This window comes from Acinetobacter sp. YH12254, from assembly GCF_013417415.1.
In the GTDB taxonomy this organism is placed as follows: domain Bacteria; phylum Pseudomonadota; class Gammaproteobacteria; order Pseudomonadales; family Moraxellaceae; genus Acinetobacter; species Acinetobacter pseudolwoffii.
The window spans coordinates 77,803-93,818 of the sequence record NZ_VPEB01000003.1; the positions used below are offsets into that span (position 1 = coordinate 77,803).

18 protein-coding genes are annotated in these 16,016 nt (G+C 43.0%); 10 read left to right on the top strand and 8 right to left on the bottom strand.

All coding sequences use genetic code 11. From position 1 onward, the window contains the following. Positions 1-104: 104 nt before the first annotated feature. The 3 genes from trmA to FTV29_RS03585 all read left to right on the top strand — a co-directional run bounded on the left by trmA (position 105) and on the right by FTV29_RS03585 (position 2,620). Positions 105-1,187: a tRNA (uridine(54)-C5)-methyltransferase TrmA gene (trmA, locus tag FTV29_RS03575; RefSeq protein WP_180075082.1), complete on the top strand. Its 1,083-nt coding sequence runs from the start codon at positions 105-107 to the stop codon at positions 1,185-1,187. 243 nt (positions 1,188-1,430) lie between these two features. Then, positions 1,431-1,655, top strand: coding sequence for a hypothetical protein (locus tag FTV29_RS03580; RefSeq protein ID WP_005096749.1), 225 nt, complete (start codon positions 1,431-1,433; stop codon positions 1,653-1,655). A 404-nt stretch (positions 1,656-2,059) separates the two neighbouring features. Then, positions 2,060-2,620 carry a lecithin retinol acyltransferase family protein gene (locus tag FTV29_RS03585; protein WP_034608524.1) on the top strand — a complete coding sequence of 187 codons (561 nt, stop codon included), beginning with the start codon at positions 2,060-2,062 and terminating at the stop codon, positions 2,618-2,620. 82 nt (positions 2,621-2,702) lie between these two features. Here the strand turns inward: FTV29_RS03585 and FTV29_RS03590 are convergent, their stop codons facing one another. Continuing rightward, positions 2,703-3,614: a bestrophin family protein gene (locus FTV29_RS03590; RefSeq protein ID WP_005096746.1), complete on the bottom strand. Its 912-nt coding sequence runs from the start codon at positions 3,612-3,614 to the stop codon at positions 2,703-2,705. A 68-nt stretch (positions 3,615-3,682) separates the two neighbouring features. Then, positions 3,683-5,410 carry a glutamine--tRNA ligase/YqeY domain fusion protein gene (locus FTV29_RS03595; protein WP_005171137.1) on the bottom strand — a complete coding sequence of 576 codons (1,728 nt, stop codon included), beginning with the start codon at positions 5,408-5,410 and terminating at the stop codon, positions 3,683-3,685. 422 nt (positions 5,411-5,832) lie between these two features. Between FTV29_RS03595 and FTV29_RS03600 the strand changes: the two genes are divergently transcribed. Both FTV29_RS03600 and FTV29_RS03605 read left to right on the top strand, forming a co-directional pair. Continuing rightward, positions 5,833-6,342 (top strand): peptidylprolyl isomerase, encoded by a 510-nt coding sequence (locus tag FTV29_RS03600; protein ID WP_005171140.1) that lies wholly within the window; start codon positions 5,833-5,835, stop codon positions 6,340-6,342. Positions 6,343-6,452: 110 nt separating this feature from the next. Further along, positions 6,453-7,172: a UDP-2,3-diacylglucosamine diphosphatase gene (locus tag FTV29_RS03605; protein WP_180075083.1), complete on the top strand. Its 720-nt coding sequence runs from the start codon at positions 6,453-6,455 to the stop codon at positions 7,170-7,172. 29 nt (positions 7,173-7,201) lie between these two features. On the opposite strand, the gene FTV29_RS03610 is transcribed toward FTV29_RS03605, so the two are convergent. Both FTV29_RS03610 and hpaI read right to left on the bottom strand, forming a co-directional pair. Then, positions 7,202-7,426, bottom strand: coding sequence for a transposase (locus FTV29_RS03610; protein ID WP_180075114.1), 225 nt, complete (start codon positions 7,424-7,426; stop codon positions 7,202-7,204). Between the two features lie 524 nt (positions 7,427-7,950). Then, positions 7,951-8,745 carry a 4-hydroxy-2-oxoheptanedioate aldolase gene (gene hpaI / locus FTV29_RS03615; RefSeq protein ID WP_159515806.1) on the bottom strand — a complete coding sequence of 265 codons (795 nt, stop codon included), beginning with the start codon at positions 8,743-8,745 and terminating at the stop codon, positions 7,951-7,953. A gap of 243 nt (positions 8,746-8,988) precedes the next feature. Between hpaI and nfsB the strand changes: the two genes are divergently transcribed. Next, entirely contained in the window at positions 8,989-9,642 is a 654-nt protein-coding gene (nfsB, locus tag FTV29_RS03620; RefSeq protein WP_180075084.1) for an oxygen-insensitive NAD(P)H nitroreductase, read from the top strand. Between the two features lie 107 nt (positions 9,643-9,749). Further along, positions 9,750-9,977, top strand: coding sequence for a hypothetical protein (locus FTV29_RS03625; RefSeq protein ID WP_180075085.1), 228 nt, complete (start codon positions 9,750-9,752; stop codon positions 9,975-9,977). Here the strand turns inward: FTV29_RS03625 and FTV29_RS03630 are convergent. The 4 genes from FTV29_RS03630 to FTV29_RS03645 all read right to left on the bottom strand — a co-directional run bounded on the left by FTV29_RS03630 (position 9,940) and on the right by FTV29_RS03645 (position 13,659). After that, positions 9,940-10,794 (bottom strand): DMT family transporter, encoded by an 855-nt coding sequence (locus FTV29_RS03630; protein WP_180075086.1) that lies wholly within the window; start codon positions 10,792-10,794, stop codon positions 9,940-9,942. The genes FTV29_RS03625 and FTV29_RS03630 overlap by 38 nt on opposite strands. An 85-nt stretch (positions 10,795-10,879) precedes the next feature. Continuing rightward, entirely contained in the window at positions 10,880-11,920 is a 1,041-nt protein-coding gene (gene fba, locus FTV29_RS03635) for a class II fructose-bisphosphate aldolase (protein ID WP_005096736.1), read from the bottom strand. Positions 11,921-12,039: 119 nt separating this feature from the next. Beyond that, entirely contained in the window at positions 12,040-12,318 is a 279-nt protein-coding gene (locus tag FTV29_RS03640) for a hypothetical protein (RefSeq protein WP_005171152.1), read from the bottom strand. Positions 12,319-12,471: 153 nt separating this feature from the next. Next, positions 12,472-13,659 carry a phosphoglycerate kinase gene (locus tag FTV29_RS03645; RefSeq protein WP_074382847.1) on the bottom strand — a complete coding sequence of 396 codons (1,188 nt, stop codon included), beginning with the start codon at positions 13,657-13,659 and terminating at the stop codon, positions 12,472-12,474. A 139-nt stretch (positions 13,660-13,798) separates the two neighbouring features. Between FTV29_RS03645 and FTV29_RS03650 the strand changes: the two genes are divergently transcribed. Genes FTV29_RS03650 through FTV29_RS03660 form a run of 3 tightly spaced genes read left to right on the top strand, consistent with a single transcriptional unit; the run spans position 13,799 to position 15,971 of the window. Beyond that, complete coding sequence (locus FTV29_RS03650) at positions 13,799-14,182, top strand: DUF2237 family protein (protein ID WP_005096732.1); 384 nt, start codon at positions 13,799-13,801, stop codon at positions 14,180-14,182. Next, the gene (locus FTV29_RS03655; RefSeq protein ID WP_074382848.1) at positions 14,182-14,775 is read left to right on the top strand and encodes a nucleoside triphosphate pyrophosphatase; all 594 of its coding nucleotides are present in this window, start codon (positions 14,182-14,184) and stop codon (positions 14,773-14,775) included. Before FTV29_RS03650 ends, FTV29_RS03655 begins: the two co-directional genes overlap by 1 nt. A 26-nt stretch (positions 14,776-14,801) precedes the next feature. Continuing rightward, complete coding sequence (locus FTV29_RS03660) at positions 14,802-15,971, top strand: cupin domain-containing protein (RefSeq protein WP_180075087.1); 1,170 nt, start codon at positions 14,802-14,804, stop codon at positions 15,969-15,971. The last annotated feature ends 45 nt before the right edge of the window (positions 15,972-16,016 follow it).

The window sequence follows — 16,016 nt, forward strand, 5'->3', positions numbered from 1 at the left end:
TTTTTATGCAGTTTTTAAAGCCGCTCAGCCACAATAGGCTTAGGCAGATCAGCAATTATTTGCTACCATTTGCGCTTTAAAATATTTGCGACTTCTTACTGCATATGACTTCATCTTATCAGCAACAACTCGATGCCAAAATTGAACGCATCAGCGCTCAGTTTGCCGAATATCAACCACCTGCCCTCGAAGTATTCCAGTCTCCTGAAAAATATTTCCGCATGCGTGCTGAATTTCGGATCTGGCATACTGAGGATGACATGTTCTATGCCATGTTCGAGCGCAATGAAGATCAACAGAAAAAAGTCATCCGCATTGATGAATTTCCGGTTGCAGACCTCAGCATCAATCAGTTGATGCCTAAATTGCTGCAAGCGCTCAAAGCAGATCCGTTATTATCGACACGTCTGTTTGAAGTACATTTTCTGGCGACCTTAAGTGGTCAGGTTCTGGTTTCTCTGATTTATCATCGTAAACTGGATGAAAGCTGGGAACCGGCAGCCAAAGCACTGGCAGAACAGTTAAATATCAAGTTAATTGGCCGCAGCCGTGGACAGAAGTTTGTCCTGTCTGATGAGTATGTGGTGGAAGAACTTTCTGTTTTTGATCGTACCTATCAATACAAACAGATCGAAAGCAGCTTTACCCAGCCGAATGCCCAAGTCTGCCAAAACATGCTGGAATGGGCATGTGATGCAGCAGAGCAATCTGATCAAGATTTGCTGGAATTATATTGTGGTAATGGTAACTTTACCCTGCCACTCTCGACCAAGTTCCGCCGTGTTCTGGCAACCGAGTTAGCCAAATCTTCAGTCTATGCGGCTGAGTGGAATATTGAGCAAAACCAGATTGGGAATATTCAGGTCGCGCGTCTTTCTGCAGAAGAGTTCACCCAAGCTTACAACGGCGAGCGTGTTTTCCGCCGCCTGCAAGAAGCCAATATTGATCTTGCGACTTATGATTTTGATACAGTCTTTGTCGATCCACCGCGTGCCGGTATTGATGATGAAACGCTTAAACTATTACAGCGCTTCCAACGCATTATTTACATTTCTTGCAATCCAGACACATTGCATGACAATCTGAAACAGTTGTCTCAAACCCATAAAATCAGCAAATTCGCTATGTTTGATCAATTTCCATATACGCACCATGTAGAAACGGGCGTATTATTAGAAAGAAGATAAAGAATTTGTTTCAATTTATTTTCTTGTTACAAAAAAGGAGTTTTTCGAAATTCCTTTTTTTATATCTTAAATCATTAACTTAATAACAAATTATCATTTGTACAGCTAAAAATATCGTTAGCTCTTTGAGCTTCAATCGGAAATTTTAAAGACCAACTGCTGCTTTTATCACATAGGTCCTATTGCTTTATTTATTTAATTGGCTATATTTCACTCTATGTTAGGTTGTTGTATGAAGGCTCTATGAGTTTTTGGCAAAAGTTGTTTTCTGTGGAACAACACAATGAACACAAGAATCAGATTGCTTGTGTAGAAAATGATTGCTCTTTCAAGACAAATGAACAGCTTCTTGAAGCTTTGTCTAAAGCAACTGATGAAGAGATCATCATCGGAATCAAAAAGGTTCTTGTATCACGCGGCTATAGCCGTAAGGAACTGAATGAACTTCAACACTTGCCCTTGCAGTAATCGGCAAAGGCTCTAGCCTGATCAAAAAAAGCACTTGTGTAACCAGGTGCTTTTTTTATATCTGTCGCTTTAATTACATTGAAGAAGAACCAAACTTAGAGAGTTCAATTGTATAAATCCGACTACACAACCTTCTGCCTTCTGTTGAGTAATTGGTAATAAATCTGAACACTTCTTCCTCTCACTTTTTCTGATTTTATTGAAATGTAAAAGTTAGCTTAGGCTATTTATGGGTGTTGCTGAACAGATGTTCATCTGAATTCTGCCATCCAGGTGATCAAGTCACTTGCTGCATACGCCTATTGCTTGTCTGCCTAAACTCAAGCAAAGCGTCGATTAATTTAGCAAAAGACAGTACACTTGCTATTAAACTACAATGCTTTTTTAAATGGCTTAATTCTGATATGCAACAGACTAAACGGTTTCCCATAGGAGCGCACCTTATGGTTAAACATTTCGGTTATACCCATCATGGGATATACGCTGGACGTGGTCGTGTTATTCATTATTCGGGCTTTGCACATTTATTTAAGAAACGCCCCATTGAAATAACCTCTATTGAAAAATTCAGTCATGGCAAAGCGATTCATGTGCAACATTATGACTCGGCGAAATATAAAGGCCGTAAAGTTGTGCGTCGCATGCGTTCCAGAATGCATGAAAATAATTATCATTTAATTATCAATAATTGCGAACATCTGTGTACTTGGGCGATTACTGGCGTAGAAAGCAGCCCGCAAGTGATCTATATGATGAATCGCCTGACCACGATTGGTTATATCAGCTCGATGATGAGTTTCATGAACAGCATGTTCCTGACCCTGACCACGACGAGTTTTGCCTTGGCCTTGTACATCAAGAAGAAGCTTAGAGATAAAGCCAATCTGCGTTTGCAACAATACCGTGAATTGCAAGATCAGGCTAAAACGAAAGTGTCAGACCTGACTAATCTTAAACATCGTTAATTTAAAGCTCAGCCTGCCGATGATTTTTTGTTAGTAAGAAATTTTGAGTTCGGGTTTAAACTTTGATATTAAAAGGAACAGATCAGGTTAAATAACCTTTTTTGGCCTGAATCGCTTCAGGTAAACCTTTACCCAAAGAGCTTAAGGTTTCCCGTTCTACCAGTCGTACCATTGAATCGAGTGGCAGATCATTATCCTGTAGCCCAAAAGGCTCTTCTAGCTCAGCACTGAGCTCATCTAGGCCTAAGAGCATATAAGCAATCAACCCGACCAGAATCGGCGTCCACAGGCCCAGATTGGCCTGCAAACTAAAAGGTAAAATAAAACAGAACGAATACACTGCACGATGTAACAGTACCGAATAAGAAAATGGCAATGGCGTCGACAGTATCCGGTCACAACCGGCCTGAATATTGCCCAAGGCCACAGTATGCTGATTCAAATTGTTATAAATAATATCGCTGATGTTGCCCTGCTTATATTGCTGAACCAACTCCTTTTGCATCTGTTCCAGCACCCATTGTGAAGGATTGATTTGCACGAGCAACTGATCGAATGCCATATTTTCAAAATGCGTGGTTGTTTGGTAATGCTGAATACTTTGTACTTGCTGTCTGAGCCGGTCACGCAACAGATGGCTAAACAGCATCATGCGATATAACAAGACCTCGCGGGTCTGATCATCCAGCACATGGCTGTCCCGGCATAAATGACGTGTGGTGGCGATTAGCGCTCCCCAGAGCTTGCGCCCTTCCCACCAGCGCTCATAACATGCCGTATTTCTAAAGCTGAGAAAGATCGAAAGAATCACACCAAAAATGGTAAAGCCGATTGCGGGTACGGCAGGAAGATTCACAAAATGTGCCTGACTCAAATAGACCAGTAGGCCGGAAATAAAGACCACCAAGACTAAAGCCGGCAATACCTTAGGCAAAATTGTGCCCTGCCAGGCAAACAGTAAACCGATACTATTGTTTTTATCACGCACAATCATGGCATTTTCCCTGCTGTATTGAAAAAGCCCAACCGAAGTTGGGCTTTTAATATCTGATTTAAACCTGATTATTTGCCTGGCTTGAAACTGTCTTTCAAGTCAAGAATACGGTTAAATACTGGTTTCTTGCTATTATGATCGTATTGATCGGCAACGAAGTAACCTTCACGCTCAAACTGGAAGCGATCTTCCGGTTGAGCTTGCGCCAATGCCGGCTCAATCACGGCTTGAACCACCTTTAAGGATTCAGGGTTCAAGTTGGCCAGGAAGTCATCACCCACTTCAGGATCCGACTCAGTGAACAGACGTTCATAAATACGGACTTCGGCAGGCACACCTTTAGTCGCAGATACCCAGTGAACCACACCTTTCACCTTGCGGCCTTCAGGATTCTTACCCAAAGTTTCAGGATCAATCGAACATTTCAGCTCAACCACTTCACCATTTTCATCTTTAATGACTTCATCACATTTGATCACATAGGCATGACGTAAACGTACTTCACCACCTGGAATCAGACGTTTAAAGCCTTTTGGTGGTTCTTCCTCAAAGTCTTTACGGTCAATAAACAGCTCAGTGGTTAAAGGAATCACGCGTTCGCCCATGTCCACGTTCGGATGACGTGAATGGGTCAGATCCATATCGGCTGGCAAGTTGCTTAAGGTCACTTTCAGTGGATTTAACACGGCCATACCACGCGCTGCGGTATTTTCCAGAGACTGGCGGATGCAATATTCCAGCATCGCGACATCGACAATACTACCATCCACTTTCGATACACCGACACGCTGGCAGAAATCACGCAGACCTTCAGGTGTAAAACCACGGCGACGCATACCGACTACAGTTGGCATACGTGGATCGTCCCAACCATTCACATGAGCACCTTCAACCAGTTTACGTAATTTACGTTTCGAGGTGATGGTGTAATCCACGTTCAAACGGCTAGATTCATACTGACGTGGCACAGATGGTGATTTAACCTTTGCCACCACCCAGTCATAGAACGGACGGTGATCCTGGAACTCTAATGTACAAAGCGAGTGGGTAATGCCTTCAATCGCATCAGACAATGGATGCGCATAGTCGTACATTGGATAAATTTTCCATGTATCGCCCGTCTGATGGTGCGCTGAATGCAAAATACGATACAAGATCGGATCACGCATATGTACGTTCGGTGAGGTCATATCGATTTTAGCGCGTAAAACAGCCTGACCTTCAGCATATTCGCCGCTACGCATCTTCTCAAAACGTTCCAGATTCTCTGCAACAGTTGCATCACGTTGTGGCGAGTTCTTACCCGGCTCGACAAAGTTACCGCGGTTTAAACGGATGTCTTCGGGGCTTTGTAAATCCACATAGGCATCACCCTGTTCAATCAGCTGAACCGCCCATGTATAAAGTTGATCAAAATAGCTCGATGCATAGCGCGGCTCGCCCTCCCACTGGAAGCCCAACCATTTCACATCATTGGCAATACCATCAACATATTCCTGTTCTTCAGCATCCGGATTGGTATCATCAAAACGAAGATTACACACACCCTGGAATTCTTCAGCAATCCCAAAGTTCAAGCAAATTGCTTTCACATGGCCAATATGTAAGTAGCCATTTGGCTCAGGCGGAAAACGCGTGACGATCTGTTGGGTACGACCAGCGGCTAAATCATCCGTAATGACCTGACGTACAAAGTCCAAGCCCGGTTGTTGTTCTTGCTGCTGCACTGAATCGACTGCATTGTTCTTTTGGGTCGGGTTCTCGGGCAGAGATGTCACAACATCATTTGGCTTCATGATCAATCATTCACTTCTAAAGTTAAAAAGGGATTAACGAATATTTAATCGCACAGGTTGTACGCATATTCATTATCAAAGTTCCTTAGTTTAACTAGAGGTGAATAATCTCTCAACCGCTAACTATGGTATTTGATTTCAATTCACCCATTTTAAAAAATGAAAATACGGCGAGTTGCCTGAAACTAAAATATCAGTGCTTGTACAAGCAGTAAAATCATTAATTTACGCCAATTCAAAATAGGGTGCCTGATAGGGCAATATCTGAAATGCCTTGATAAATCAACGTATAAATAAGGTACTATTTTTATGCTTTTAACAAAGAAAATAATGTTTTTACTTGCCTAGTCGATTGTAGTTTGCTTATGCTTCACTCATTCAGAAAAAACCATGGCACTCGTCCATGATTAGGAGATTACACAATGAGTTTTCCTCAAGTCGAATTAAACACCAATAAAGGTCGTATTGTTCTTGAACTCAATGCTGAAAAAGCACCTAAAACAGTGGCTAACTTTTTAGAATATGTGCGTGACGGTTTTTATGACGGCGTAATTTTCCACCGTGTAATTGATGGTTTCATGATCCAGGGTGGTGGTATGGATGAAAACTTCAAAGAAAAAGCGACCCGTGATGCAATCGAAAATGAAGCAGACAATGGCTTAACTAACGATTTGGGCACAATTGCCATGGCGCGTACGCAAGCTCCACATTCTGCATCTGCTCAATTCTTCATTAACGTTGGCAACAACGCATTCCTTAACCATTCTGGTAAAACAGCACAAGGTTGGGGTTATGCAGTATTTGGTAAAGTGACTGACGGCATGGACATTGTCAACGAAATTAAAGGCGTTCGTACTGGCAACCGTGGCTACCACGCTGATGTTCCACTAGAAAATGTAGTTATTGAGTCTGCAAAAATCATTTCTGAATAAAAAACGTCCTCTCCGTTCTTTATGAGTTTTAAAGCGATGCTTTAAAACGGTGTAATGGAAAATCCCTCATATAAATGAGGGATCTAGAGAGGAATAAAAGGAAAAGATTCGTGACCTATCTGTTTATCTCAGATTTACATTTGTCACCTGATCACCCTCGACTTGTTCGGGGGTTTTTAGATTTATTGACCGAATATCAAGATCAAAATACCCGATTGTATATTTTGGGTGACTGGTTCAATGCCTGGATCGGTGACGACTATACAGCCCCATGGCTGGACGAAATTGTCACTGCCTTAAAACAGTTTATTCAGGCTGGTAATCAGGTATATTTTCAGGCAGGCAACCGGGATTTTGTTCTCGGCAGCAAGTTTTTAGCTCAATTTGGCGGAAAGCTACTTCCTGAGATAGACCAACTGAACATTGCAGGAACACGTTTTCGCCTGGAACATGGTGATGCACTGTGTACCGATGACATCGCTTATCAGCGCTTTAAAAAGATTATCCGGCATCCACTTCTGCTAGGCTTATTAAAGCGTGCACCGCTGTCTTTCCGTAAAAAATTAGCCAATGGTTTCCGTCAGCAAAGTCATCAGGCGCAGCAGTTTAAAAGCTATGAGGTGATGGATGTCAATCCACAGGCTGTTGAACTGGCATTAACAGATGTAGATGTTCTGATTCATGGCCATACACATCGTGCAGCCATTCACCAGCTAGGACAGAAAAAAAGAATCGTACTCGGCGACTGGAAAGAAGATCGTGCAGAGATTCTAGAAATTCAGGAAAATCAAAGCTTTGACACCCTAAAACTAAAAAAGTGGCGATATTAATCGGCCACTTTTTTAAGACATCTATTTGTTTAACACAAGCGATAAAGCTGGTTTACACCAGTATAGAAACTTTTACCATCAAGATTAAACAGGATTTCTTCACCAGTTTGCAGCTGGATCATTTTTCCAACTTCGACCCAGATAAAACCATCCTGAGTGTTTTGTTTACGCTTTAACGGAACCAGTTTAACATTAATTTCGCCACCATTTACGGCAGTGGCGGTATGCCATTCATTTAAAATATTCAAAATAATTACTCATAAAATGAGCTTTTTGTGACTGTACAAAGAGATTAATAAAACCAAATTTGTATAATAATTCTGTAGTTACTAGATGTTATCCAAGCTCAAAGGCTTGAACCAAAAGTGAATCACAATTAGCTAGAAATAATAAAAGCGAGAACTATACTCGCTCGAAGTGTTATCACTATACACCTTATTTTTCATGAAAGCAAACATACATTGTCATTACAAATAATGCCTGCCTGATTTTTAAAACAATGATTGTGCAGAAATTTTATGAAGGTAATTGTCTTTGATAGATATCACTTTTATAAATGATTCACAGCTGCTACAAGGCCATTAAAACAAATAGCAGACAGCAAAAGTTCAGTTCTGCTCTTCTCATCATTCAGGAAAGAAGCATATTACGCCTTATGTTAGGCCAAAAAACAGACAATCATCTTGTTAGATTTGAATGAATAGATCATTGCAGACAAGTTCTGATTAAAAATCATTCAGAATCTTATCTAATCCATTCATTCAGACCTGATAAATGATTAATATCCCGTATTTGTTTTAATTACATTTATATCTGTTTTATATTTTCCCAACAAATCCCGCAATGAATTCATCAGAACGCTGGTATCAACGCCTACTGCAACAAATTCAGTGCCAAGTTCCAGATACTTTTGTGTGACTTCATGCTGAGTTGACAGAATACCAGCGGCTTTACCTGCAACACGAATCCGCTGAATTGCATCCACAACCGCGGCTTGCACCTCTGGATGATTTGGATCACCCTGATAGCCCATGGTAGCAGACAGGTCTACGGCGCCAATAAATACCCCGTCAATTCCATCAATCTGAAGAATAGCATCCAGATTTTCCAATCCGGTAACCGACTCAATCTGGATCAGCAAACAGATTTCTTCATGCGCAGTCTGATAATAATTCGGAATGCTGTTCCAGCGCGTGGCACGTGCCAGCGCAGCACCAACGCCACGAATCCCTTCCGGTGGATAACGCACTGCCTTAACCATCAGTTCCGCCTGTTCCACTGTTTCGACCATCGGAATCAATAAAGTCTGCGCACCGATATCGAGCAGCTGCTTGATCAGCTGTACACTGCCAACCGGAGGTCGTACCACCGCTTGCGACGGATAAGCGGCAATACTTTGCAGTTGCGACAATGTGATTCTCAAATCGCTGGGAGCATGCTCACCATCAATCAGTAACCAGTCATAGCCGGCATTTGCTGCAATCTCGGTACCATAGGCATCTGCCAGCCCAATCCACAACCCGATTTGCTGCTGGGTTTTAAGTTTGTGTTTAAAATAATTGGTAAATTGCATTTACGGACCTATTTGCATGTTACTGGCGATACTGCTTATTAAATGCTTCTTGTCCAAAAGTGCCAATAGACAAAAACTGCATTGTTATCTAATTTAATGCTAAGTTTTACTTGCATTTATATCAAGATCATTCAACAACAGACTTTGCCTGAGGTATTTTTATTGTAATAATCAGGAGATCTCAAAATCTTATACCTGCAAAACCGCTATCCTCTGTTTATTTAAAAAGATTGGAGTCCATTAATGGATTTACTCAAAATCACACAGACCCGCTATGCCACTAAAGCCTATGATCCGAGCAAGAAAATTCCGGCAGACCAGTTTGAACGCCTATTAGAAATTTTGCGTTTTGCCCCGTCTTCAATCAATATTCAGCCCTGGCATTTTTTTATTGCCGATCATGAGGCAGCCAAACAGCGAATTGCCAAAGCGTTGGTCGGCACCTATGCTTATAATGCACCTAAAGTTCTGGATTCTTCACATACCATTTTATTTTGTACCAAAGCCGATATTAATGAGCTGCATCTGGAAAACTTGCTGAATCGCGATGATCTCAGTGGTCGCTTTAAAGATGAGTCGGCCAAAGAAGGCCAGAAAAACACCCGTGCAGGCTATATTCATTATTATCGTAATGAAAAAGGTGATATTCAGCGCTGGGCTGAAAATCAGACCTTTATTGCGCTCGGTCAGATGCTGTTGGCTGCCGGAATTGAAGGTGTCGATGCCACACCAATTGGCGGCTTTGATGAAGAGATTATCACTGAAGAATTAAAACTTGCAGAACAGGGTTTAATTCCCTCTGTGCTGCTGACTTTGGGTTATCGCAGTGAAAATGACTTCAATGCCAAACTACCGAAATCCCGCCTGCCTGCTGAAGACATTTTCACCAAACTGTAAGGATCTTATGCTATAAAAGGGGCCAGGCGCCCCTTTCCATATCAGTTCGGGCCTATTTTTTGCTTTATTTAATTTACCATCTAATAGAATAACAATAGAGGTCATCTATGTCGCTCCTTACCTCCAAATCCCTGAAATTTGCATGCCATCATTGCGATAAAATTTATCTCCAACACTATAAAGATCAACAGCATCGTTATCCGCACTGTCCAGACTGCCAACAGGCCGGTTTATTGCTTGGACTGGCCGAAGCAGGCGACCTGCTGCGACATCCGATTAAATTTGCATCGTCTTATGTCAAACAGACATTGCATAAGCTAGGCAAATCACACTAGTGAGACCTAGCAGTAAACCCGCGGCACTTGCAGGTTTGAGTCGCTCTTTAAAGAACATCAGACCTGCAATGACTCCAAATACCACCACCAGAATATTCATGCCAGCAAAGACAATTGCCGGCGAATCCTTGAGCAGCATATGGGCTTTGACATAAAACGCAATATTGGCAAAATTCAGCACACCCAATAACAGACCAGCGCCTATATTCTGTATCGACCCCAAGCTTTTATATTTAAACAGCAGATAGCCCATCGACATGATCAGAGCGCAAATAAACATCAGATTGAGTGCAACGGCGAACTGCAAACCTAAACTGGTTGTATATTTTAATAATACATCAATCAGTGCATAACCCACCCAGACCAGCCCCAGATACAACATGCCCTGACTGCCCTGTCCTGTACTTTGTCGATGTGAGAATAAAATACACAGCACTGCGCCAATACCTAAAGCGATCCCGAGTATTTTCAGCTGATTAAACTGTTCCTGAAAAATAAAATAAGCCGCCGCCAGTGACAAGACTACAGAAAGCCGCTGGGCGATTTCTGTTTTTAAAATTCCAGCGCTTTCCAAGGCTTTGGCCAGCAACAGAAATACGCTCGGAAGCAAAATACCCAATGCCAGAATGAGGAACCATGGTGTCTGGCTTGGCGAAATATGCTGGATATCCAGCTTAAACCAGAAAAAGCACAACAAGCTGGCGGTGGCATAATTCCAGCTAATCATGTGGATCGGACTCAGCCCTCTGTTTTTGGCGACTTTTAATAATATTGAGACCACAACGCTACACAGCGCTGCTGCGAAAATCAGTTCCATATGCTGCTCTTATTCTTGGTATTTATCAGTCTACAAAAAAGCCCACATTCGCTGTGGGCTTTTTCTATAAATGATTCACTGGGAATTATTTATTATAGTACGACACCATTTTCTCTAAAGAAATTGGGCGAATCTTGTCTGCATTACCGGCAGTACCAAATGCTTCATAACGATCGATACAGATTTGCTTCATGGCATCAACCGTTGCGCTGAAGAATTTACGAGGATCGAATTCGCTTGGTTTTTCTGCCATCATACGACGCATTGCACCTGTAGATGCTAAACGCAAGTCAGTATCGATGTTGATTTTACGCACGCCATGTTTGATCGCTTCAACCAGCTGCTCAACCGGAACACCATAAGTTTCCTTGATGTCGCCGCCATACTGGTTAATTACTGCCAACCACTCTTGTGGCACAGAGCTTGAACCGTGCATAACCAAATGCGTATTTGGAAGTGCCGCATGAATTTCTTTAATGCGGTCAATCGCCAGAATATCGCCTGTAGGTGGACGCGTAAATTTGTACGCACCGTGTGAAGTACCTACAGCAATCGCCAGCGCATCCACATTGGTATCTGCAACGAAACTACGTGCTTCTTCAACTGAAGTCAGAAGTTGAGAATGATCAAGTACGCCTTCTGCGCCTACGCCATCTTCTTCACCCGCCATACCTGTTTCAAGGCTACCTAAACAACCGATCTCACCTTCTACAGAAACGCCACATGCATGTGCCATCTGAACCGTACGACGAGTCACATCAACGTTGTATTCGTATGAAGTTGGGGTTTTGCCATCTTCACCAAGTGAGCCGTCCATCATCACTGATGAAAAGCCGAGCTGGATTGAACGTTGGCAAATGTCAGGGCTGGTTCCGTGGTCTTGGTGCATTACCACTGGAATATGTGGCCATTCTTCAATTGCAGCCAAAATCAGGTGACGCAAGAACGGAGCGCCTGCATATTTACGCGCACCCGCAGATGCTTGTACGATAACAGGTGAATTGGTTGCATCTGCTGCAAGCATAATTGCACGCATTTGTTCTAAGTTGTTTACGTTAAATGCTGGTACGCCGTAAGCATGTTCGCCGGCGTGATCCAAGAGCTGGCGCAATGAAATAAGAGCCATAATATCCTCCCAGTGAATGCCACATATTCTACATGTTCAAAGGTTTCAATTCAGCAACAAATAACACTATTTAAAAAAAATCCCTGCTTTTGCAGGGATTTTATCTCACATGCACTGGATTAAGGTGCTACAGGCTCAGAAGTCGCTGTAACTGACTGGTCTGCAGTTGCTTCATCTGCTGGCGCATTGGCAATTTCAGCTGGAATATCGGTATTTTTTTCATCTAAAACTGGCTGGTCAATGGCATCAATCGCGGCTTGCTGTTCTGGCGTTATAGTCTCATTGGCCACTGCTGCCGAGCTTTCTGTTTCAGCGACCGGTGCATTTTCCTGTTTCGCACATGCAGTCAGTGCCAATGATGCAGCGAATAAAGCTGCCAAAGTTAACTGTTTTTTCATCACGTGATCTCATCATTTGGTGATTTAATCTCTGCATCTTATGACAGATTTATTGCATTTTCATGACGAAGCCATGAAGGGTAAGTTTTCATTGTCAAAAAAATGACATAAAAAAGCTGGCACTTGGCCAGCTTTTTAGCTTAGGACATGCAATCAAGCACGTTCTAAGAGTACCGCAACTGCAGGAAGGGTTTTACCTTCAACGAATTCGAGGAATGCACCACCACCCGTAGAAATATAGCCAATTTTATCTGCTACTTCGTACTTGTCGATTGCAGCCAATGTGTCACCACCACCCGCGATCGAGAAACCGGCAGATTCAGCAATCGCTAAAGATAAAGTTTTGGTACCTTCGCCGAATTGATCGACTTCAAACACACCCACCGGGCCATTCCAGAGAATGGTTTTAGAGGTTTTCAGGATTTCTGCAAATGCTTTTGCAGTTTCTGGACCCACATCCAGAATCATGTCGTTATCAGCAACATCGGCAACATTTTTCACAGTTGCTTTCGCAGCAGCCAATGAACCCAGGAAATCTTCAAAGTTGATTTCAGAAGCATCGGCAACCACAACGTCAGTTGGAAGTGGCACTGATACTTTTGCAGCAATGGCTTTTGCAGTATCGATCAGATCTTTTTCACACAGTGACTTACCAACGTTATAGCCTGCCGCAGCAAGGAAAGTATTGGCAATACCACCACCCACGATCAATTGATCGCAGATGTCAGACAGTGAAGTCAACACATCAAGTTTAGTCGATACTTTAGAACCCGCAACAATTGCCACCATTGGCTTTTCAGGTGTCTTAAGTGCACGGCCTAGTGCATCAAGTTCAGCTGCCAATAAAGGACCTGCTGCTGCAACTTTAGCAAGACGCGCTACGCCTTCAGTCGATGCTTCTGCACGGTGCGCTGTACCGAATGCATCCATCACGAATACATCACACAGCGCTGCATATTTTGCAGCAAGTTCAGGATTGTTTTTCTTCTCACCAACGTTAAAACGGCAGTTCTCAAGTAACACAACTTGACCCGGCTGAACCTCAACGCCATCTAGGTAGTCGGTAAATAGTTTTACGTCTTGACCCAAAGCTTCAGTCAAGTAAGCCGCTACAGGTGCAAGCGATTGTTCAGCTTTAGGCTCACCTTCAACCGGACGACCAAGGTGAGAATACACCATTACTGCAGCGCCTTTTTCAACTGCTGCTTGAATGGTTGGCAATGCTGCACGAAGACGCGCATCGCTGGTGATCACACCATTTTTAACAGGAACGTTTAAATCTTCACGGATCAGAACACGTTTACCTGCTAAATCGAGGTCAGTCATACGCTGAAAGTTCATGTAGAGCTCACTTTATAGATATTAAAACCAGCCGATTTTAAATGATTATGCAGAAAAAGGTTAGCATCTTTTGCAGAAAACATTCTGAATGCCAAAGTTTTGTTATGATAGAAAAAAGCTTCTTTTAGATTCAGTGCCTATGTCGATACATCCTGATCCAAATCTTAACCGTTTGAACGTGTTAGGTGAGCCTTTATCAAGCTGCTGCTTCGATCCGATTACCGGTTATTTCCGCAATGGCTTTTGCCATACTGCGACCACTGATCTGGGGCAGCATACGGTATGCGCGCAGATGACGTCGGAATTTCTCAATTTCTCGCAAAAAGTGGGCAATGACCTGATCACACCTTTGCCAGAGCTGGACTTCCCTGGCCTGCAACCCGGTGATTTCTGGTGCCTCTGCGTGACACGCTGGGTCGAAGCCTATGAAGCAGGTCAAGCCCCCCCGATCAAGCTGCAAGCCTGCCATAAAGCGGTGCTGTCTTATGTACCTTTAAATATTCTTGAGGAATATGCTGTCTAATGAATGCTGTACAGATTATTTTGGCATCCTCCAGCCAAACCCGTAAAGAGTTGATGGATCGCCTGCATATTGATTATATTTCTCTAGTACCGGATATCGATGAGTCTCCTCGCGGTGAAAATCACGCAGATGATTTGGCCAAGCGGCTGGCTTTTGAGAAAGCCAAATATATTGCTGAGAAAAATCCTGAAGCGATTGTGATTGGTTCGGATCAGGTGGCATGGCGTGAAGGCGCACCAGATATTTTTATTGGCAAACCTTTAACTCCTGAAAAAGCCATTCGCCAGTTACAGGCCAATTCGGACAAGATTGTCTATTTCAGTACTGCACTCAGTGTGCAACAGCAGGCTACTGGTTATGAACGAACGCTGGTCGAGCACTATAAAGTCAAGTTCCGTAAACTGTCCAAAGCCGAAATTGAACGCTATGTCACGATTGAACAGCCACTGCATTGTGCCGGCAGTTTCAAATGTGAAAGCCTCGGCATCAGCCTGTTTGAAAAAATGATCGGGCAAGACCAGACCACTTTGATGGGCATGCCGATGATCAAGCTGTGTCACATTCTTCGTGAATTGAAAATTTTAGTTCCTTAATCTCCCCTTAATTCAGGCTGTAATCTATGTCTCAACCTTTAGACGTTTTAGGCGGAATCACCGCTGAACAATTTTTGAGTGAATACTGGCAAAAAAAACCGTTACTGGTGCGTAATGCGATGCCTGAAATCGCCAATCTGCTTGAACCTGATGACGTGATGGAACTTGCGCTTGAAGAACACGTCACTGCGCGTTTAATCAAGCAAAAAGATCGCGATCCGAATCAGTGGAGCGTGAAATCTTCGCCTTTACTTAAAGCTGATTTTCAGAAAATGCCCAAGCTGTGGACACTTTTGGTTCAGGCGGTAGATCATTATTCATTTGACCTGTCGGAAATGTGGAAAAAGTTCCCGTTTATTCCGCAATGGCGCCGCGATGACATCATGGTGTCTTATGCACCTCAAGGCGGCTCTGTAGGAAAGCACTTTGATTTTTACGATGTCTTTCTGGTACAAGGCTACGGGCATCGTCGCTGGCAGCTCGGACAAATGTGTGATGCCGAAACTGTATTGGTTCCGGGTCAGCCACTGAAATTATTGCCTGAAATTGAGGTGAATTTTGACGAAGTTCTGGCACCTGGCGACTTGCTGTATGTGCCACCTGGTTTGGCGCATTACGGCGTTGCAGAAGATGATTGTCTAACCTTTTCCTTTGGCTTCCGTATGCCAAATGTGAGCGATATGATGGACCGTGTTGGTGATAAATTTTCTGAGAATGAAAGTTTACGCAATCCACTGGTTGATATTATTCGTGACCAGGTCGGAGCCATTGGTGAAGTCAGCGGCAATGAGCTGGAATATCTAAAAGAACAGATCATGCAGCAACTGCATAATTCGAATGTTTTAGAAGATGCCATTATGACTTTAATGTCAGAACCCAAATATCCAGAGAACCTTCCGGAAGCGGAAGAAATCGGCACAGGTGATCTGGAAGAAGCACTGGATCAGGGTTATAGCCTGATGCTCGAACCGGCTTCACGCTTGCTCTACACTGAAGCAGACGGCGATGTTCTGTTCTGGGCCAATGGTGAAGGGATTGAGATCTCTGAGGCATTTACCACAAAACTCAAGCAGCTTGCAGACGGTGAAATCATATTGCTGGATGAAAACTTCGCTGATGAAGATATTCTGGAAGATGTCGCGGCATTATTAAATGATGCGGTACTGATGCTGGTTCCGCCAGCAGAACAAGACTAATTCTAAGCTAAAGCCAAATAAAAAGAGGATTAAATAATCCTCTTT